The 18,619-nt window shown below is 28.0% G+C and carries 18 protein-coding genes and 1 tRNA gene; 9 read left to right on the top strand and 10 right to left on the bottom strand.

The window, feature by feature from the left end; genetic code table 11:
- The first annotated feature begins 113 nt into the window (after positions 1 to 113).
- On the top strand, positions 114 to 1,094 hold the full coding sequence (gene corA, locus CCUN_RS04835) for a magnesium/cobalt transporter CorA (protein WP_027306395.1): 981 nt from the start codon (positions 114 to 116) through the stop codon (positions 1,092 to 1,094).
- Positions 1,095 to 1,631, top strand: coding sequence for a molybdopterin adenylyltransferase (gene mog / locus CCUN_RS04840; protein WP_027306394.1), 537 nt, complete (start codon positions 1,095 to 1,097; stop codon positions 1,629 to 1,631).
- 165 nt (positions 1,632 to 1,796) lie between these two features.
- Here the strand turns inward: mog and CCUN_RS04845 are convergent.
- A tRNA-Leu gene (locus CCUN_RS04845) sits at positions 1,797 to 1,883 on the bottom strand.
- Positions 1,884 to 2,020: 137 nt separating this feature from the next.
- Between CCUN_RS04845 and flgL the strand changes: the two genes are divergently transcribed.
- The 4 genes from flgL to CCUN_RS04865 all read left to right on the top strand — a co-directional run bounded on the left by flgL (position 2,021) and on the right by CCUN_RS04865 (position 9,096).
- On the top strand, positions 2,021 to 4,309 hold the full coding sequence (gene flgL / locus CCUN_RS04850) for a flagellar hook-associated protein FlgL (protein WP_027306393.1): 2,289 nt from the start codon (positions 2,021 to 2,023) through the stop codon (positions 4,307 to 4,309).
- 110 nt (positions 4,310 to 4,419) lie between these two features.
- On the top strand, positions 4,420 to 7,416 hold the full coding sequence (locus CCUN_RS04855) for a DNA translocase FtsK (RefSeq protein ID WP_035175997.1): 2,997 nt from the start codon (positions 4,420 to 4,422) through the stop codon (positions 7,414 to 7,416).
- Positions 7,417 to 7,808: 392 nt separating this feature from the next.
- A complete protein-coding gene (locus CCUN_RS04860; RefSeq protein ID WP_027306391.1) occupies positions 7,809 to 8,027 on the top strand; it encodes a hypothetical protein in 219 nt (72 codons plus the stop codon).
- A 16-nt stretch (positions 8,028 to 8,043) separates the two neighbouring features.
- Positions 8,044 to 9,096, top strand: coding sequence for a hypothetical protein (locus CCUN_RS04865; RefSeq protein ID WP_027306390.1), 1,053 nt, complete (start codon positions 8,044 to 8,046; stop codon positions 9,094 to 9,096).
- On the opposite strand, the gene CCUN_RS09775 is transcribed toward CCUN_RS04865, so the two are convergent.
- The 7 genes from CCUN_RS09775 to CCUN_RS04885 all read right to left on the bottom strand — a co-directional run bounded on the left by CCUN_RS09775 (position 9,079) and on the right by CCUN_RS04885 (position 12,167).
- Positions 9,079 to 9,249, bottom strand: a complete 171-nt coding sequence (locus CCUN_RS09775) for a hypothetical protein (RefSeq protein ID WP_157258380.1) — start codon at positions 9,247 to 9,249, stop codon at positions 9,079 to 9,081. The genes CCUN_RS04865 and CCUN_RS09775 overlap by 18 nt on opposite strands.
- 242 nt (positions 9,250 to 9,491) lie before the next feature.
- On the bottom strand, positions 9,492 to 9,821 hold the full coding sequence (locus CCUN_RS04870) for a hypothetical protein (protein ID WP_027306389.1): 330 nt from the start codon (positions 9,819 to 9,821) through the stop codon (positions 9,492 to 9,494).
- A gap of 313 nt (positions 9,822 to 10,134) precedes the next feature.
- On the bottom strand, positions 10,135 to 10,491 hold the full coding sequence (locus CCUN_RS04875; protein ID WP_027306388.1) for a hypothetical protein: 357 nt from the start codon (positions 10,489 to 10,491) through the stop codon (positions 10,135 to 10,137).
- 11 nt (positions 10,492 to 10,502) lie between these two features.
- The gene (locus CCUN_RS10160) at positions 10,503 to 10,634 is read right to left on the bottom strand and encodes a hypothetical protein (protein WP_269474139.1); all 132 of its coding nucleotides are present in this window, start codon (positions 10,632 to 10,634) and stop codon (positions 10,503 to 10,505) included.
- 33 nt (positions 10,635 to 10,667) lie between these two features.
- Positions 10,668 to 10,808 (bottom strand): hypothetical protein, encoded by a 141-nt coding sequence (locus tag CCUN_RS09780; protein WP_088245187.1) that lies wholly within the window; start codon positions 10,806 to 10,808, stop codon positions 10,668 to 10,670.
- Between the two features lie 40 nt (positions 10,809 to 10,848).
- Positions 10,849 to 11,499: a protein-disulfide oxidoreductase DsbI gene (gene dsbI, locus CCUN_RS04880; protein ID WP_051521750.1), complete on the bottom strand. Its 651-nt coding sequence runs from the start codon at positions 11,497 to 11,499 to the stop codon at positions 10,849 to 10,851.
- A gap of 32 nt (positions 11,500 to 11,531) precedes the next feature.
- Entirely contained in the window at positions 11,532 to 12,167 is a 636-nt protein-coding gene (locus CCUN_RS04885; RefSeq protein WP_035175996.1) for a DsbA family protein, read from the bottom strand.
- A 581-nt stretch (positions 12,168 to 12,748) separates the two neighbouring features.
- Here CCUN_RS04885 and CCUN_RS04890 point away from each other — a divergent pair.
- From CCUN_RS04890 to CCUN_RS04900, 3 genes are read left to right on the top strand one after another with little or no spacing between them, the layout of a single operon-like run.
- Positions 12,749 to 13,819 carry a tyrosine-type recombinase/integrase gene (locus CCUN_RS04890; RefSeq protein ID WP_027306386.1) on the top strand — a complete coding sequence of 357 codons (1,071 nt, stop codon included), beginning with the start codon at positions 12,749 to 12,751 and terminating at the stop codon, positions 13,817 to 13,819.
- Positions 13,803 to 15,605, top strand: coding sequence for a bifunctional chorismate-binding protein/class IV aminotransferase (locus tag CCUN_RS04895; RefSeq protein WP_027306385.1), 1,803 nt, complete (start codon positions 13,803 to 13,805; stop codon positions 15,603 to 15,605). The genes CCUN_RS04890 and CCUN_RS04895 overlap by 17 nt, the downstream gene beginning before the upstream one ends.
- A 29-nt stretch (positions 15,606 to 15,634) precedes the next feature.
- Positions 15,635 to 16,186: an anthranilate synthase component II gene (locus CCUN_RS04900; protein ID WP_051521759.1), complete on the top strand. Its 552-nt coding sequence runs from the start codon at positions 15,635 to 15,637 to the stop codon at positions 16,184 to 16,186.
- Positions 16,187 to 17,337: 1,151 nt separating this feature from the next.
- Here the strand turns inward: CCUN_RS04900 and CCUN_RS04905 are convergent.
- Both CCUN_RS04905 and CCUN_RS04910 read right to left on the bottom strand, forming a co-directional pair.
- Positions 17,338 to 17,583 carry a hypothetical protein gene (locus CCUN_RS04905; RefSeq protein WP_027306383.1) on the bottom strand — a complete coding sequence of 82 codons (246 nt, stop codon included), beginning with the start codon at positions 17,581 to 17,583 and terminating at the stop codon, positions 17,338 to 17,340.
- On the bottom strand, positions 17,567 to 18,613 hold the full coding sequence (locus CCUN_RS04910; RefSeq protein ID WP_027306382.1) for a DHH family phosphoesterase: 1,047 nt from the start codon (positions 18,611 to 18,613) through the stop codon (positions 17,567 to 17,569). Before CCUN_RS04910 ends, CCUN_RS04905 begins: the two co-directional genes overlap by 17 nt.
- Positions 18,614 to 18,619: the final 6 nt, after the last annotated feature.

The raw sequence follows: 18,619 nt of genomic DNA on the forward strand, positions 1-18,619 counted from the left end.
ATAGATATTTAAATATTGTTAAAATATTATTTTTTGTAAAAATATAAATTTTTCATATTAAAGATGAGAAATTTATTTAAAAATAGGTTATAATATAAACAAAAGGAAAAACAATGCTTTATATTTATACAAAAACTAAAAATGCCTTAGTGCAAAGAATGGAATTTAAGCTTGATAATAAAATTTTACCTGAAAATATTTTATGGATTGATTTACTTTATCCAAGTGTCGATGAGATTGCTTATATTTCATCTCAATTTAAACTTAAATTTCCTACAAAAGAAGAAAGAGAAGAGATAGAATTAAGCTCAAAATACTGGGAAGATAATACAACCATTACCATTAACGCGTATTTTTTGATAAGAGAAATTGGAGTTGGGAATGACAGAAAAAACATAAAACTTCGTAATGAAATCATCACTTTTGAAACCACTAAAAAAATTTTATTCACCATAAGATATAGTGAGTTTAGCACTTTTGAAGAAATACAAGCAAGGATTTTAGCAAGTCCTAAAAATTTTGAAGATGGCTATGATATTATCGATAAAATCTTTGAAGTACGTGTTGAAAAAGACGCAGACCTTTTAGAATGGATTGATAAAGATGCAAGATTGCTTAGAACAAGTGTTTTAGAAAAAAAAGGCGAATATGGTTATGATGAAATGCTTAAAGACATTTCGTCTTTACAAGAATTTAATATGCGTGTTAGAGATTCTTTGTTTGATAAACGTAGAGCTATGACCTCGCTTTTAAAAAGTGATAAAATCGATAAAGATATTAAACAAAACTTAACTATAGTTTTAAAAGATTTAAATTCTCTTGTTGAATTTAGCATTTCTCAATTAAGTATTTTAGACAATATCCAAACCATTTTAGCAAGTCAAGTGAATATCGAGCAAAATAAGGTCATAAAATTATTCACAGTTGCCACCGTTGCAATGATGCCACCGACTTTAATTGGAACAATTTATGGCATGAATTTTAAATTTATGCCCGAACTTGGGCTTCATTATGCTTACCCTATAGTGCTTGGGATTATGGTCATTTCTACAATTTTACCGGTGATATTTTTTAAGAAAAAAGGTTGGTTATAAATGCAAACAATTCATATAGGCATTCTAACTTTAAGCGATAGAGCAAGTAGTGGGATATACGAGGATAAAGCAACTCCAGAAGTTGAAAGAGTATTAAATTCTTATATTAAAAATAAAATCATTTATCATAAAGAACTCATTAGTGATGATTATGAATTGATTGTTGAAAGATTGATTTTTTTAAGCGATGAAAAAAAATGCGATTTTATCGTTACAAGTGGCGGAACAGGTCCAGCTCCTAGAGATCTAACTCCAGAGGCTACCGAAAAAGTATGCACTAAAATGATGCCCGGTTTTGGAGAATTGATGAGAATTCAAAGCTTAAAATATGTCCCAACGGCTATACTTTCAAGGCAAAGTGCAGGAATTCGTGGAAAATGTTTTATACTCAATTTACCCGGAAATCCAAAAGCCATAAAAGAATGTTTGGAGCCGGTGTTTCCTGCGATACCTTATTGTATAGATTTAATCGGAGGAGCTTATATAGAGGCAAATGATGAAAATATCAAAATTTTTCGTCCTAAAAAGAAAGATTAGTTTTTAAATTTATTTTTACACAAAGATAGATAGTGATTTTAAATTACTTATAAATATAAAAATATTTTTGAATTTTTAAAATATTGATAATGATTCGATTGAGATAGGCGATAAAAATAAATTTGAATATTTTTTAACTAATGTGTATAGAATTCATTCGTTATATGGTGCCCAAGGTCGGACTCGAACCGACACAAGGTTGCCCTTACTAGATTTTGAGTCTAGCGCGTCTACCAGTTTCACCACTTGGGCTTAAAAGTTATAATTATATCTTTTTTAGTTTAAAAATACTTAAATTAAAAGAATTTTAAAATCAAGCGATTTAGTCTTAGAAAATTTAGGAACGATTTTTGCTTTATTAATAAAAAATTTAAAAATGAGGAGATATTATGAGAGTAACTAATAAACTAAATTTCACAACTTCACTTAATAACAATATAGGCGGACAAAATGCTTTGTATAAGATTATGCAGCAATTATCATCAGGACTTAAGATTCAAAATTCTTATGAAGATGCAAGCGTTTATATAGACAATACAAGATTAGAATACGAACTTAAGACCATAGAGCAGGTTAAAGAAGCAACATCAAGGGCACAAGAGCTGACTAAAAACAGCATGAGTGCTTTAAAAGATATGATTGGGCAGCTTGAAAAATTTAAAGTGAAGATGACTGCAGCTGCAAGCGATGGAAACTCTCAAACCTCAAGAGAAGCTATAGCAAATGAACTTAAACGTATTAAAGAAAGCATACTAAGACTTGCAAATACAAGCATCAATGGACAATATCTTTTTTCGGGGACTCAAGTCGCAAATAAACCTTTTGATTCTTTAGGCAATTATTTTGGCGATAAAAATTATCTCAATGTTGTAACAGGTTCAGGGACTCAATCGCGTTATAATGTTTCAGGTTGGGATTTATTTTATAAAGCAGATAATGACTATAAAAAACAAATTACAACAAATGTCAGTTTTTATGACAATCGCTATGATTTAAATCAAAATCCCGACCAAACCAAGTATTTAAATTCTGAATCCAAATGGCAGGATTTAATCGGACAAAATTATGTCAATGATAAGGGGCTTGATATAGATGCTGATTTTATTTATGAAGATTCGAGATTAGATTTTCCACCTTCAACTCTTTATGTGCAAGGAACAAGACCTGACGGAACAAGTTTTAAAAGTGCATTGCTCGTTGGAAAAGATGATACTATAGAAGATGTTATGGAGACTATAGGAGCACTTTATGGAAATACAAGCACAAGCAAAGTTGTCGATGTTAGTATCAATGATAGCGGACAAATTCAAATCACTGATTTAAAGCAAGGCAATAATCAGCTTGATTTTCACGCAGTTGCTTACACACCTCAAACTGAAACTACTCAAGAATTAAAGGGTTTGATTGAATTTGCAAATGCAAATGGTTTAAGTATGGAAGATCTTACCAATCAAGCTATGCAAGAAGCAATGGCTGCTGCAAATGCAAATGGCGATATTACAAAAATACCCGATTCGGTCACTTTTCAACCTGTCGATGCAGCAGGTAATGGTATAGTGGATGCAAATGGTAATCCCGTATTAGTTACTCTTAATCTTCATAGAACCGATTTTATTAAAAGCAATATGACAGATACGGACGGCAATGCTGCAAATGGAGCAGATTATGACAATGTCTATTTTGAAAAAAATGGCAATAATGTGCGTGCAAATGTATCTCAAGTGATTAAAGGAAGTAATGAATACGCTACTGATACTACAAAATTAAGTGAAGTGATGGCAAAAGATAGTCTTAATGGAACAACTTTAACTCTTCAAGTGAATTCAAAAGGCGGTAATACCTATGAAGTTGCGATTGATTTAGAAAATTCAATGGTAAGCTATGTCGATGCAGCAGGTGCTACAATTTCTTTTCCTATTATGCACACAGACCCAACGACCTTAAATAGTGGTGTTGTAACCCCTTCAAATGATATTACCTATAAACAAATCAATGATATTATAGGATTATTTGCAAGTGATAGAATGCCAACAGCAAACATTAATCCTGTAGCGGGACAAGTTACTCAAGCTGATTATGAAGCTTATCAAGGACTTTTAAATGATTCTAAATCAAGTGTTGAAGTGGTTATGGATTACAAAGGACGCATTAGTGTTACTGATAAACTTTCTACGGGAACGAATATTGAAATATCTTTAAGAGACAGCTCAAGCGGACAATTTCCACAACCTCCTTATAACGCGACTGCAAACACTCAAGATGGTCCAAATTTCAGCTTTAGTGCAAATAATGCCTTAGTGATTGATGAGCCTAATGTTGATATGGTTAGGGATTTAGATGCGATGATTGATTCGGTTTTAAAAGGCAATATGAGAGCAGATTCTGAATCAACTGACCCAAGAAATACCGGTATGCAAGGGGCTTTAGAAAGACTTGAACATCTAGAAGATCATCTTAGAAAATTAAACACCACCATCGGAGCTTATCACAATGATATAGAAAATGTCAATACGCGAGCCTTATTTTTAAATGTCAATGTGCAATCCATAAAAAGAGATGTTATTGATGCAGATTATGCAGAGTGTTATATGAATTTAATGCAAACACAAATGGCGTATCAAAGCTCTTTAAAAGCAAGCACAACGCTTATGCAACTTAGTTTATTAAATTATATGTAAAGTCTTTTATGATATAATAGCCTTTTTAAATTTTATAAAAAGGCTATAACATAAAAAAAGAGATTATTTTTATAGGTTCTACTTTTATTATTTTTTATCTTTGTCTTTGTATGTTAGTTCCTTCAATGGGAGAATGGCTTTATGAAATTAATTTTTCTTTATTGGGGGAATTTGGCTATTATTTCCCCTTTGCTTTATTTATTTTGAATTATTTATATTATAAAAGAGGATACGAACTTCAAAATTTCACTCGCAGAGAGCTTTTCGGCTTTGTTTTTGCTCTTTTTGCTTGTGTGCTTTTATTTGCGATATTTTATCCTGATGATGGTTTTGTTTTGCAAATGTTTTATACAGCTTCTTCTACGCTTTTTGGATATATTGGAAGCGGGATTATTGGAATTTTGTTGTTACTTTTTTCTCTTGTTTTGTTGTTTCCAAATTTTATTAAAGAGGTGTTTAAATTTCAGCTTGATTTTACAAAATTAGAAAAATTAGAAAATCGCATAAAAAATTCTTTGATGCAAATTTTTGGGGGAGAAAATGATAAAGATGATATAGAACACAATGAACCTAAGGCTCCTGTTATCATACCTAAAACTGCACAAAAAAACGAAGATAAAATTGATGATTTAAACAAAAAAGATTCTAAAATTCATATTTTAGAATCAAAAAATTCCACTTTAAAAGAAGAAAATTCGCACATTATGCAAGAGATTCAAATGTTAAATATTAAATCAAGCAAAAATTCAAAAATAGATCTTGATTCTTTTAAAAATTACATTTTAAACCAAAAAAATGATTCAAATCTTAATTTAACAAAAGAAAATTCCAAAGAGCTTGCAAAAAAAACTCAAAGTTTTATCTATGAAAATTCATCTGAAGTTAAAAATTTTGCTCAAAAAGCAAGCAGAATAAGCATAAATCTTGATGAAGATTTTAATTTTATTTTAGAAAAAGAGGTCGATATGATTCCAGAACGTTTTTTAAAACCCAAAAAAATAGAAGATTTTAAGGAACTTCAAACAAAAGAAAATTTAGATACACCGAGCTACAAAAGAAAAAATATTACAATTGAAATGACAAACAACGAGGTTAAACCTAAAATTTTCAATAAAGAGCTTGAGTTAAGAGAAGAGCTTATGCAAAAAGCTAAACTTGAACAAGAATATAAAGAATATGAAAGGCAAATCAAAGCCCAAAAAGAACGTGAGGAATTTGAAAAAGCGGATATTCCTATTATCCAAAGCTCAAAATATAATATTGAAAACACAAAAAATTTACAAACAGAAGAAAAAATCGATGAAAATTTAGATTTAAAACAAGAGAGCAGTGAAAAACCTGAAATTTTAGATTTTAACGAAAATGATTTTAAGCCTAAGAGTGTGGAGGAGTTAAGGGATAATCATCTTGATTTTGTGCCTATTGTTGAAGAAGTGGATACTCCTTTGGCTCCCGAAATTCCTATCATTAAAATGAGTGAATTTCAAACGCAACCAAATTTAAAAACTGATGAAAAAGATTTAACGAAAACTTTGACCATCCAAAATCAAGAGCCAAATTTAAAAACCGAAGAACAGCAAGAAATTTTACCAGAAAATCAAGAAGAATTTAAATTTCAAAGTCCGCAAACTTTTAAGAGTCAAGAAATTGCTATCAACCAAAGTCTTTTAAGAGAGATAGAGCAGGGTGAGCCTGAAATTCCAAAAGATTTTAACTTACCTCCGCTTGAATTTTTAACAAGTGCAAATTCTCAAAAACAAGAAATTAATGAAAGCGAGATTGACAAGAAAATTTATGATTTGCTTGAAAAATTGCGTCGCTTTAAAATCGGTGGTGATGTGATTAATACTTACACAGGACCCGTGGTAACAACTTTTGAATTTCGTCCCAGTGCAGATGTAAAAGTCAGTCGCATTTTAAATTTGCAAGATGATTTGGCTATGGCTTTGAAAGCTAAATCCATAAGAATACAAGCTCCTATCCCCGGAAAAGATGTTGTAGGTATCGAAGTACCAAATGAAAAAATTCAAACAATTTATTTAAGAGAAATTTTAGAAAGTGAGGTTTTTAAAAACGCTAAAAGTTCTTTAACCATTGCTTTGGGTAAGGATATAGTTGGAAATGCTTTTGTGACAGATTTGAAAAAATTGCCACATTTACTCATTGCAGGAACAACAGGAAGCGGTAAAAGCGTGGGGATTAATTCTATGTTGTTGAGTTTGCTTTATAGAAATTCTCCAAAAACTTTAAGATTGATGATGATTGATCCTAAGATGCTTGAATTTAGCATTTATAATGACATACCACACCTTTTAACTCCGGTTATAACTGATCCTAAAAAAGCGATTAATGCACTTTCAAATATGGTGGCTGAAATGGAAAGAAGATATCGTTTAATGGCAGAAGCTAAAACAAAAAATATAGAAAATTATAATGAAAAAATCAAAGAACTTGGTGGAGAAGAATTGCCTTTTATTGTAGTGATTATCGATGAATTAGCGGATTTGATGATGAATGGGGGTAAAGATGTAGAATTTTATATCGCCCGTTTAGCACAAATGGCAAGAGCAAGTGGAATTCATCTTATCGTTGCAACTCAAAGACCTTCTGTTGATGTTGTAACAGGGCTTATCAAGGCTAATTTACCAAGTAGAATTTCTTATAAAGTAGGGCAGAAAATCGACTCTAAAGTTATTTTAGACACTATGGGAGCTGAAAGTTTGCTCGGACGCGGTGATTGTCTTTTTACTCCACCTGCAACTAGCAATATCATACGATTGCATGCACCTTATGCAAGTGAATTTGAGATAGAAAAAGTGGTTGATTTTTTAAAGGCACAGCAAGATGTTGTTTATGATGAAAGTTTTTTAAAAGATGAACAAAATACAAGTTTAAATGGAAATGATTTTCAAAATAACGGGGAACTCGATGAGCTTTATGAGGATGCTAAAAGAGTGATTTTAGAAGATCAAAAAACAAGCATTTCTTATTTGCAAAGACGTCTTAAAATTGGTTATAACCGTGCTGCAAATATTATCGAGCAATTGAGTGAAAATGGAGTGTTGAGCAAACCAGATTCTAAGGGACAAAGAGAAATTTTAGGCTGATGGGTTATGATGATTAAAAGGGGCAAAAGTCGCAAGGATATAAAACTCTAAGGCAATGTTGTATTTTGTTTATCAATACAATAAAGCCTAGTTTTACTAAAATTTAAGCCTTTTTAGCAAGGAAATAACTCTCTCTTATACAAAAACAATCTTTGGGAATATTTCCATGTTTTAAGAAGTAAGAAGTGATTGATAAAATCAATACGAGTTTTTTGAGTAAATTAAGAAGTTATAAAATATTTTATATAAATCTTTAGTTTATATATGAATTTTTGTTGTTACAATTTGTAAAAATTAAGTAAAAAATTTAACTAAAATAGAAGCATCTTCTCTTAATTTTTTAAATAATTCTATATACTTAACGATATATAATTAAATCTAAAGGAGAACGTATGCTAAAAAATATTTTGCTCGTTAGTTTTGTTTTTATTCCTTGTATTCTCGAAGCTTATAGCACTTTTGGAGCTTATGGTTATAGACCTCAAAATCCAAATTTATCGGTTGAACGTCCTTATAGACCCGGAAAATATGGTATGAATAATATCTATAATGAAAAAAATAAACATAATTATTGCTCAAAATACAACGGAATATTTATATGCTTTGTATGAAAGGTCTTATACAATAATGCTTATTAAAATTAATGCTCAAGCTTTACTTAATCAAGTTGTGTATCATTCTTCTTATAGTGTTTCAAAGAAAATGAATGCAGAGGAATTACTTGATTTTGAAAAAAGAATTTCTGCTTTTAAAACACAGGCTCAAGCTTTAAATTCTAGTGCAAATGAAAAAACTCCACAGAATTTAAACAATACAAAAATCTTAAATGAATTAGAAAAGGGACTTGTTGATGTATATTTTAGCGATTTGGATAATAAAATTTATAAAGTTAAATTGAGTTTTAATTCTATAGCTATTTTAGAGAAAAAATTTGATGATATTCTTGCGAGAGATGATAATTCTTTTTTATTACATGGAGAGAGTGCAGCCTTTGTTTCAGGGTGGTATAAAGATATAGCAATGAGGAGAAACTATATCAAAGCAGATGAAAATCAAGATGGTTTCATCAATCAAGAAGAGGCATTAAATTTAAGGCAAGATTTTAATCCTAAACAATTTTTTCTTTGCATTGATGAAGGTGTTTTTAATTTTAAATTTGCAGGATTAAATCAATATGCACACTTAAAAGATAGTGAAAATTTCAAAACCACGACACTCAATCTCGCTCTTAATGAAAGTATAAAACTTGATGATGATTTTGATGGCGTGATTAATTATGAACAGGCGAGTAAGGGTAGGGCGGATAAAAATTTAGGTGATTTAGCAAGAAAAATTTTAGATGAAAATAAAATTTTAGAATTTCTTTTAAATGATGAAAAATTCAGGGAAAAATATAAGGCTAAAATCACTCAAATGCTTAAAAAAAGGGCTGAAGATGAATTAAAACTTAAGGAAGATGAAGAGAATAATAAAAAAGAAAAAATTAGAAATAAAATCCTCAATAATGGCATTGAAAATCTTAGTGAAGAGGAGAAAATTTTTGCACAAAAGAATTTTCCTCAATTAATACAAAAAAAGATTTTTGAATTAAAAGATGATGAAATTTTAACTTTGTTAAATGATTTTCTTAAAATAGAAAAAATAGAACAAGCACAAGAGCTTTTAAATCTTAAAATTTAAACAAATATTTTTATCGATAAATATTTGTTTAAATTTTTCCTCTTCCTCTTTTTCTTGGGTGTTTGTGTTGTTTTTAGAATAGGAATTGTAAAGTTCATAATCATCATAAAGAGTATATTCTTCATAGGAATCGAGGTCTTTGTCATTTGGCATTTTTTATCCTTTGATTTTTTTAATAAAACTTAATATTTTATTTAAAATCAAAATTTTAAAAAAGTGCGACTTTTTGCGGAAAGGTTTTTTATTGTTTTGCTGTAAAAAATGTAAGAATGGGGATAAAATAATAAGAAGTTTTTCTTAAAAATATTTGAAAAGAATTTTTTTATTTACCAAATACAAAGTAAGAATAGGGATTGACTTTAAAAAGTAAATCCGCAAAAAGACAGGGTAAAAAATTAATATTTTTTTCCATTAAAAGATAAACCAACTTGCCTACAATTATATATATCTATCCCTCTCATTTCATCTGTGTTGATTTTTTCTGAATAACTAAAAGAATCAGCTTTTTTCCTTAACTTGTTTTCAAATTCAACCAAATTTTTGATATTAAAATCATAGGGAGTATCTAATTTTTCAAAACACCATTTTAATTTATTTTCAGCTTCATCTAAATGTGTTTCATAATATTTTTTGCTTTTTAAAGCTGTATCTTCCATATCATTACTACCACAAGCATTGAAAAACAATGCAACTCCTGCGACTAAAGGTAAAGCAATTTTTTTCATTTTTTTACTCCTTAAATTTTCAATTTTTCAATTGTAATATCTTAAGATTAATCGTCTTTAGAAAATGATTTATTTGTTTTAATTTCTTTGGAATTTCTTTAAATTTAATTTTACATTATTACAAATTGCCTAATCAAATTGAATATTTGATTCATAATAGTGATAATATAGCCATTATAAGTCTTGCTTTGTTCTGTTATATTATAATGAGCTTATTACTTTACTTGGTAATAAGCTTGAATTATTTTTTTAAAGAGGTGTGAGGGGGATTTAACGAAGTTTTACTTTTGCCTTAATTCCTTTTGCTTTATTATTATAAATGACGCACAGTATCAAACCCTACAACATAACTTGCCCTATAGCAATTATAAATATCTATACCTCTTATTTTATCCATATTAATATTTTCTTTTTCAATAAAATCTTTAGAATATAATTCTAGCTTATTAAGAGCTTTATTAAATGACATAGCTACCTCATTTTTACTTTTACTATTAGGGTAAGGAATATCTAATTTTTCAAAACACCATTTTGCTTTAGCTTTTGCCTCATCTAAATGTGCTTCATAATATTCTTTGCTTTTTAAAGCTGTATCTTCCATATCATTACTACCACAAGCATTGAAAAACAATGCAACTCCTGCGACTAAAGGTAAGGCAATTTTTTTCATTTTTTTACTCCTTAAATTAATAAATTTTCTAAAACTTCAATTTCTTGTTTTAGTTTTTGATTTTCTTTTTCAAGTTCTTCAAGATTTTTATCTTTTAAGATAATTTTAGCATTTTTTACGAAGTTTTGGCTTTCATTTTTCAATTTTACTAGGATACAAAATTTTAATATAAAGAACTATTTTAAGCGAAAAATCTTTTTGATTTTAAATAATAAAGATTGAAAGAAAATTTTAAATGAACCAGCTTCTTTCTTGCCCAAAGCTTGAAAAACACAATGCTCTAAATCCCTTTTTTCTTCAACGCTTAAATTTTTCATATAAAATCAACCTTAAAAAAATATTGTGCTACAAATTATATCATATTTTCTTATCGATTTTCTTAAATTGCACAATAAAAATCGCAAATAAAAACAAAAAACATATCAAAGAAAATAAAAAAATCAAAAAGCAAATTTCAGCCATATTGATAAAATCAAAATATGGAATGAGATGCCAACCCTTTGAATAAATTCCATCGTCAAAAGAGGGGGGACGTCCTATAAAAAATTCTTGCAAGGGACTTAAAAGCGTATCTTTAGGCACAAAAGCTTTATCATCTCCACACTCTCCGCTTGGCATAAACCATTCGCTAAAATACTCATGCAAGGGCAGATTAAAAGGAAAAATAGGAATTTGTTTGCAGGTTGTAAGAGCTCCGAAAGGATTTTCGTTTTGGATGAGTGTGTAAATTTTTTCTAAAATAAGGCTGTGTTTTAAACCCAAATAACAACCATAAAAAGCAAAAATAAAAGCTAAGCATTTAAGAAAACGATTTTTAGGATTTAAAAAGCCCAAAAACGCTGCAAAACTCACAAGGAGCATATCAAAGCGGATATAAACGCATTGCTCACAAGGTCGCATATAAAGATAATTTTGCAAAAAATAATGAGCAATCAATACAGGAATTAAGGTTAAAAGCATAAGAAAAAACCAAATTTTCCTATTTTCTTGCTGTATTTTAAAAATCATTTCTAATCTTCGGGCTTGTTTTAAACTTCATTTTACTCGTTTTTACTCAACTCACTTACAATTTTAAGTAAATTTTGCATTGAACTTAAAGCTTCCGGTTTGATTTGATATTTGCCATTGACTATAAAAGTAGGAGTACCATAAATTTGGGCAAACTCATTTGCTTTTTCATAATTTGCTAAAATTTTTTTAGCCTCGTTGCTTTGCAGAAAATTTTCAAGCTCATTTTTAGAAACATTTAAGACATTTAAAGCGATTTGTTCAATTTCGTTTAAATTTTGAATTTCTTGCTTTTTGACAAAATGCAAAACAAATAAATAATCAGCAAGTCTATGCACAAAACCATCTTCACTACTTGCATCTTTATTTTCTTGCATATCTTTAGCTTGTGCAAAGGCAAAAAGCTCGTTGAGTTCTTTACCGAATCTTTTATCTGCTAAACTTATAGGATAAAGATTATAAGAAAGATTTGGCAATTCCTTTTTAAGCTTGTTTAAAGTTCCAAATTTATGATGATTGTAACAATGGATGCATTTATAAGAAAAAAGCTCTATCAGCGAGTTCTTAGAATCAAACCCATCTTCTAACACAATAAAATCTTTAGCAAAAGAAAAATTTGCAAAACAAATGAATATCAAAAATAATTTTGAAATTTTTTTAAAAAACATTGAATCTTCCTTGAAAATTTTTAATATAGAAAACATGAATTTTATAAGAAATTTGATTAAATTCTCGTAAATGAAAAAATTAAATGAAAAAAATTAAAAAATAGGGTAGAAAAATTTTATTAATTTTTTATCATAATTTAATATTTTTGATAATTTATAAATATTAAATTAAACTTAATAGATTTAAATTTTTATAGACAAATGACTTTCCCAGCTTTAAAATACAAAATAAAAAACTATAAATTTTACATTAAATTTTATGGATAAATTAAAAATACCCAAAAGGTAAAATGTAATAAATCCTTATAAAATAGGAATTTTATTTGGATGAGAGAGTGGTATAATTTGTATAAATAAAAAAGTTTGAAAATTATAGTTTTCAATACAAAAATATAAAATTTAAATAATTTTACTTTTTATCATATTATTTTATGTTTTAATAAATTTTAATTTAATATTTTATTTTAAAAAAAATACAAATTTATATAAAAATATGGATTCTCAAAAAAAGCTTTTATTTAGAAATTCCATATTAAAATATCAATCTCGGTATTGATTTTATTTTTTAGGAAAATGCTTTTATGAAATATCCCTTAGATTGTGAAGAAAATTTTGAAAAATCTTTTTTATTTTGGTTGGCAAAATATGTAAAATTTAAGCTTAATTCCCTTTCAAATAAAGAATTAAAAAATCCTGAAATTCTAAGCTCTGTAAATCTTGCTTTGGCTCAAGGTGTTAAAAACATACACGAGCTAGACTCTTTGGTGAAAAAAGCAAGAAATTCTGGTTTAAGTGGCGTGAATACTTATTTTAATCCTTTAAAAAAACTTTTTGAATACCTTTGCTTTTATAAGCTTTATTCTTTGAAGCAAATTGATGAGGAGCTGGTGATTGAAATTTTAGCAAGTATTACAGGCTCTTTATCTGATGCAAGCAAAAAAAACTACCGCGTTGCTATGATTAATTTTTTTGATTTTTTAGATAAGCAAAATGAAGAAAATCAAAAATCGCATATTTTTGATATTAATCTTAAAAATTGGGCAGGAATAGTCGGTAAAAAAGGGGTCAAACTCCCTGAATTTATGAATGAAGAAGAGCTTAAAAAATTTTTATATACAATTGAAAATACAAATTTTAAAAGCAATACAATACGCAATCAGCTCATCATTAAACTGATTATTTTCACCGGAATTAGAGTGAGTGAAGCCATTCATATAAGACTTAAAGACATTAACGAAGAAAATGACCTTTATACAATAAGAATTAGAGCTAAGGGCAATAAATATCGCGTTGTAATGATAAAAAAAGAATTGATTGAAAATTTACTTAAAAATATAAAAATCAATTATTTAAGCCAAGATTCTTTACTTTTTGTCAATAAAAAAGGCAAACCACTCACGCAATCTTACATCAGCCGAATTGTTGAACAACTCCTTTTTCACGCAGGAATTCGCAAAAGAAAAAATGGAGCACATATGTTGCGTCATACCTTTGCCACCCTACTCTATAAAAAACAAAAAGATTTGCTTTTAGTCCAAGAAGCTCTAGGTCATGCGAGTTTGGATACTTCGAGAATTTATACGCATTTTGATAATGATAAACTCAAACTTGCTGCAGAGGTTGCAAAGGATTTTAATGACAATCAAAAATGAAGATTTTTGCGTTTTTGGGAAATTTTTGTATTATGATTTGCAATTCACCCTTAAAGCTCACAATAAAACTCAAAGTAAAAGAATTTTTAAATTAATAGAAAGATATAAAAAAAAATTTTTCTTTTTAGGCTTTATTCAATACGAATTTTACAAGTATTTTGAAGAAAAAAACTACAAGAGCGAAGAGCCTTATTTGTGTTTTTTTGCCTTTAAAAAAAGACAAAAATTTGAGGCTTTGCAATGCGATGAGTATAAATTTTTACCCGAATTTTTAAGTTTTTTAGATAAAAAAAACTATGAGAGAAATTTTAAACAGGTCAAAAAAGCCATTGCGAGAGGGCAAAGTTATCAAGTGAATTTAACCCAGAGTTTTGAATTTGAAACAAAACTTGATTCTTTTGCTTTATTTAATCTTTTACTCAAGCGACAAGACACTTCACTTAAAGCCTATATAAAAAGCGATTTTTTAGAACTTCTGTCTTTTTCACCTGAACTTTTTTTTAAAATTCACAAAAGAAAAATCATTACAAAACCTATGAAAGGCACAGCTCCAAGAAGTAAAAATAAAAATACAGACAGAAAAAACAAACAATTTTTACAAAAAGACTCAAAAAATTTAAGTGAAAATGTCATGATTGTGGATCTTTTAAGAAACGATATTTCAAAACTGATTTGCAAAAAAAGTATGAAAACAAAGCTTTTTAAGGTCAAATCCTACCCTACTTTACACCAAATGATTTCTAAAATAAAAGGAAAATTAAAGCATAAACAAAATTTTTATGAGATTTTTAAAGCCCTATTTCCATGCGGTTCAATCACAGGAGCACCAAAGATTGAGACTTTAAAATTGATTGAAAATTTGGAAAAAAGAAAAAGAGGTGTGTATTGTGGTGTTATAGGACTTATTTATAAAAATAAAAGCAAATTTAATGTCGCCATTCGCACCATAGAAAAAAGAGATGGGATATATAAATATAGCGTTGGAAGTGGCGTTGTTTGGGATTCTGATAAAAATGATGAATTTAAGGAACTTAAACTTAAGGCTAAGATTTTAAAACCCTGCCCTTTTTATCTTTTTGAAACGATGCTTTTTGAAAATTCGCATATTTTATTTTTTAAAAAACATTTGCAAAGACTCATTAATTCTGCTGTAAAATTTGGTTTTAAAACTCAAAAAATCACTAAAAATTTTCAAAACATTCTTAATTTTACAAACCATTTAGAAAGATTTGAAAATCTTAGTCTTAAGGAGCTTAATCAAAGGCTTTTCAACGCATCAGATAATCCATTTTTTTATCCTTTTAACGAATTTTCTTTTAATCAAAAGAAAATTTTGCGTTTAAAGCTCTATAAAAATGGAAATTATGAATTTGAGGTTTTTGATTTAGGTTTAAATTCAAGCGATATTTTACTTTTGAGTGAAAAAACCTTGGATTCAAAAAATGACACCCTATTTCATAAAAGCTCTTTAAGAAAACTCTATGAGACTCAAAGTTATCTTTACAAACAAAATCTTTGCTTTGATGTGGCTTTTTTTAATGAAAAAAGAGAACTTTGCGAAGGAAGCAGGAGTAATCTTGTTTTAAAAAAACACGATGAATTTTTCACACCCGATTTGCAAAGTGGTTTGCTCAATGGAATTTATAGGCAATTTTTACTTCAAAGGAAGCTCATAAAAGAGAAAAAACTTTATAGAGAGGATTTATTTGATGCTGAAGAATTGTATTGTATCAATTCAGTCAGAGGCTTAAAAAAGGTTAAACTTAAGGAAGGATTAAATTTTTGAAAAAACAGAGTGAGAAAAAAAGCATTTTAATGATTGATAATTACGATTCTTTCACGCATATTCTTGCTTTTTATTTTAAGGAATTAGGATATAAATGTAAGATTATAAAAAATGATAGTTTTAAAAAGGTCGAAAAACTTGAAGATTTTAATTTTTCTCATTTAATCATCTCTGCGGGTCCAAATTCTCCCAAAGAATCAAAACTTAGCATTAAAGCAATCAAGCATTTTAAAAAAACGAAAAAAATTCTAGGAATTTGTTTAGGGCATCAATGCATCGCTTATGCTTTTGGTGGTAAAATTGCAAAATTAAAAACTCCTATGCAAGGTAAAACTTCTTTTTTAAAATTTAAAAAAAATAGGCTTTTTAAAGGGATAAAAAAAGAGCCAAGAATTTGTCTTTATCATTCTTTATATGTTAAGAAATTGCCTAAAAATTGTAAAATTTTAGCTTACAATAAAGAAAAATTTATTATGGCTTTAAAACATAAAAAATACCCTATTTATGGTCTGCAATTTCACCCAGAAGCTGTGTTGAGCGAAGAGGGTAAAAAAATTCTTAAAAATTTTATAAAATTATGATAATTTTAACATTAAAAATATTTTTGCAATTTTTTATTGTGTTTAAACTTGAATTTTTTAAATGAAAGCATTGTTTAAATCATTTCTTAATAAACTTTAAAAATAAACCATGCCCTTAAAGATAAATGATGAGTTTTGAAAGACTTTTTTGACTTTAAACTCTTTTGAATTTAAAGTTTTAAATTTAAGTTTTAACTTTAAGTCTTTTTAACTTTAGAAAAGAACATTATACTTTAAATAAATACAGCAAAGTTAAAAAAGGGTGATTGCAATAAACATTACAATTGATTTAAAAAAAGAAATTCAATGCATTTTATCCTAAGGCAATGAATTTTTATTTTCCCCTCTTAATGCTTAATATCCTTTTTTCTTATTTTTAATGCAATGCTGGTATAAAAACAATAAAAGAAAGAAAATCAATCTTTCTATAAAACATAAACCATATAAATTTTATAAAATAAAGCTAAACATCTTTTTAGCTTTAATGAAAAGAATTCACAAAGAAGCTTATGAATTTCATTAAAGAAATAGCAGTATAGTTTTAAGAGATAATCAAAGATGATTTTAAAAACCTTGCTTTCATGATTTCAACATCTAATGAAAAAATAAAAAAAGAATTCACAATTAAAATGATTCATTTCATTTATAATTTTTCAAAGCATTAAAAAATAAAACCTATGATTTTCATAAAATCTAAATTGTTAAGAGCTTGACCCTTAAACAATGATGAAAATTAAAAAATTATCATTTTCTTTAAATCCTGCATTATGTATTGCAGCAGAATGAAATTTTTAAATCTTTTCATTTTTTCAATCTTTTAAGCAGGATGAAGAGAAGTTAAAAAAATAATAAATATTTTAGCACGATAAAATTTTTAATCTTTTTTAAAAACAAGATAAAATTTCTAATCAAAAAGTCAATTGATTTATCAATTTTTTAAATCAATTTGCATTTTGCTTTAAAAAATATGAGTTTATGCCTTTAAATTTTTGCTTTTGTTTGGGTTTTAAATGACGGGCTTGAAATTTCCACTAAGATATGATTTTAATTAAAAATAAAGCTTTGAAATATTTATCACCTTCAATTCATCTTAAGGACTTCATCAGTTTTGCTTTAAAATAAAATTCTAAAAAATTTCTCAATTCAAAAACTTAGGAGATAAAAAATTCATTATGATGCGTTTTAAGGTATTCCACAACTTCTAAAATCTCATCAACGCCCTCTTTTTGGGAATTTTCTAAAATCTCATCTATTTTATCGATATAAAGTCTGACAAGGTCTTCAAGTTTCTCCCTTTTTGCTCCTGCGTATAAAAGCATTGCTTCCAACACGATATTAAGCTCATAACTTAAATCTTCAAGCTCATTTTGTAAATCTCTTTTATGTTGTTGTGGCATTTGCATTATCCTTTTTAATCTCTTTGCTTTTAATCAAATCAATAATTTGAGCCTTTAAAAAAGCATAATTCGCACTCTCTTTAAAAGCACTAAAAAATCCTCCACTCGCATTTTTATGCCCTCCTCCGCCGACAAGATTCTTTGCCATCAAACTGACATCAATCTTTCCATTTGCTCTAAAACTCAAAGTTTTGCGTGAGCTTACATCGATAAAAAAATCAAATTCAGGATTTTTCAGCAAGAATTCATTGCCTATAACAGAAGTATTGCCTATATTTGAAGTAAGAATTCCTTTATATCCCTCATAATACAAAATCAAATCTTTTTTAATTTCACTTAAATTTTCAACCACGAAAAACGAGATTAAATTTGATAAAGTATCATCTTTTCCTTTAGAAAAAAAATCTTTTTTAATAAAATGCACCGCATTTTCAAGTAAAATGTGTGCATTTTCTTTGCCTATAAATTTTCTCGCGTGATTGAATAAAAAAAAGATATATAAAATATTTTTATCCTTAAACATCACGCGATTGATTTCTTTAGCATTCGCAATCAAGCCCAAAAAAACCTTTCCAAGTTCAAAATTTTCATCTTCTTTAAGCCAAATATCCACAGCATTGACCACATTAACAAATTGAGTAAGTCCTTCATTACAAGAGCAAATTTTTGAAAAAAAATCATAAACAATTTTTGCAGCACATCTTGAGCTATCAAGCAAATACCAAGAGTATTTTTGCATACATTCTTCCCCGCTTTGATGATGATCAAGAAGTAGAATTTTAAGCCCTCTTTTTTCGCATTCTTTTTCAAATTCATCACATTGTGCAAGAGTTAAATTTAAATCCGTGATGAGAATCATAGCTTTATCTGGTTTGCTTGTGTCAAAGTCATTTAAAATTGCATTGAAATTTTCATTAATTTCTTTACCATAATTAGAATTATAAAATTCCACATTCTTAAAATAAAAATTTACAATATATTGACACGCATAACCATCCAAATCCGTATGGGATAAATGATAAATTTTCATATTTTT

The organism is Campylobacter cuniculorum DSM 23162 = LMG 24588, from assembly GCF_002104335.1.
Classification (GTDB): Bacteria; Campylobacterota; Campylobacteria; order Campylobacterales; family Campylobacteraceae; genus Campylobacter_D; species Campylobacter_D cuniculorum.

What these genes read in the sequence shown, in the direction of transcription:
- CCUN_RS04870 (WP_027306389.1), bottom strand. Translation starts at nt 9,821, where the DNA reads ATGAAAAAAATTGCTTTACCTTTAGTCGCAGGAGTTGCATTGTTTTTC.
- dsbI (WP_051521750.1), bottom strand. Translation starts at nt 11,499, where the DNA reads ATGATTTTTAAAATACAGCAAGAAAATAGGAAAATTTGGTTTTTTCTT.
- CCUN_RS04895 (WP_027306385.1), top strand. Translation starts at nt 13,803, where the DNA reads ATGACAATCAAAAATGAAGATTTTTGCGTTTTTGGGAAATTTTTGTAT.
- CCUN_RS04905 (WP_027306383.1), bottom strand. Translation starts at nt 17,583, where the DNA reads ATGCCACAACAACATAAAAGAGATTTACAAAATGAGCTTGAAGATTTA.
- CCUN_RS04860 (WP_027306391.1), top strand. Translation starts at nt 7,809, where the DNA reads ATGCTAAAAAATATTTTGCTCGTTAGTTTTGTTTTTATTCCTTGTATT.
- CCUN_RS04865 (WP_027306390.1), top strand. Translation starts at nt 8,044, where the DNA reads ATGCTTATTAAAATTAATGCTCAAGCTTTACTTAATCAAGTTGTGTAT.
- corA (WP_027306395.1), top strand. Translation starts at nt 114, where the DNA reads ATGCTTTATATTTATACAAAAACTAAAAATGCCTTAGTGCAAAGAATG.
- CCUN_RS04855 (WP_035175997.1), top strand. Translation starts at nt 4,420, where the DNA reads ATGTTAGTTCCTTCAATGGGAGAATGGCTTTATGAAATTAATTTTTCT.
- flgL (WP_027306393.1), top strand. Translation starts at nt 2,021, where the DNA reads ATGAGAGTAACTAATAAACTAAATTTCACAACTTCACTTAATAACAAT.
- CCUN_RS04890 (WP_027306386.1), top strand. Translation starts at nt 12,749, where the DNA reads ATGAAATATCCCTTAGATTGTGAAGAAAATTTTGAAAAATCTTTTTTA.
- CCUN_RS09775 (WP_157258380.1), bottom strand. Translation starts at nt 9,249, where the DNA reads ATGCCAAATGACAAAGACCTCGATTCCTATGAAGAATATACTCTTTAT.
- CCUN_RS04900 (WP_051521759.1), top strand. Translation starts at nt 15,635, where the DNA reads ATGATTGATAATTACGATTCTTTCACGCATATTCTTGCTTTTTATTTT.
- CCUN_RS04910 (WP_027306382.1), bottom strand. Translation starts at nt 18,613, where the DNA reads ATGAAAATTTATCATTTATCCCATACGGATTTGGATGGTTATGCGTGT.
- mog (WP_027306394.1), top strand. Translation starts at nt 1,095, where the DNA reads ATGCAAACAATTCATATAGGCATTCTAACTTTAAGCGATAGAGCAAGT.
- CCUN_RS09780 (WP_088245187.1), bottom strand. Translation starts at nt 10,808, where the DNA reads ATGAAAAATTTAAGCGTTGAAGAAAAAAGGGATTTAGAGCATTGTGTT.
- CCUN_RS04875 (WP_027306388.1), bottom strand. Translation starts at nt 10,491, where the DNA reads ATGAAAAAAATTGCCTTACCTTTAGTCGCAGGAGTTGCATTGTTTTTC.
- CCUN_RS04885 (WP_035175996.1), bottom strand. Translation starts at nt 12,167, where the DNA reads ATGTTTTTTAAAAAAATTTCAAAATTATTTTTGATATTCATTTGTTTT.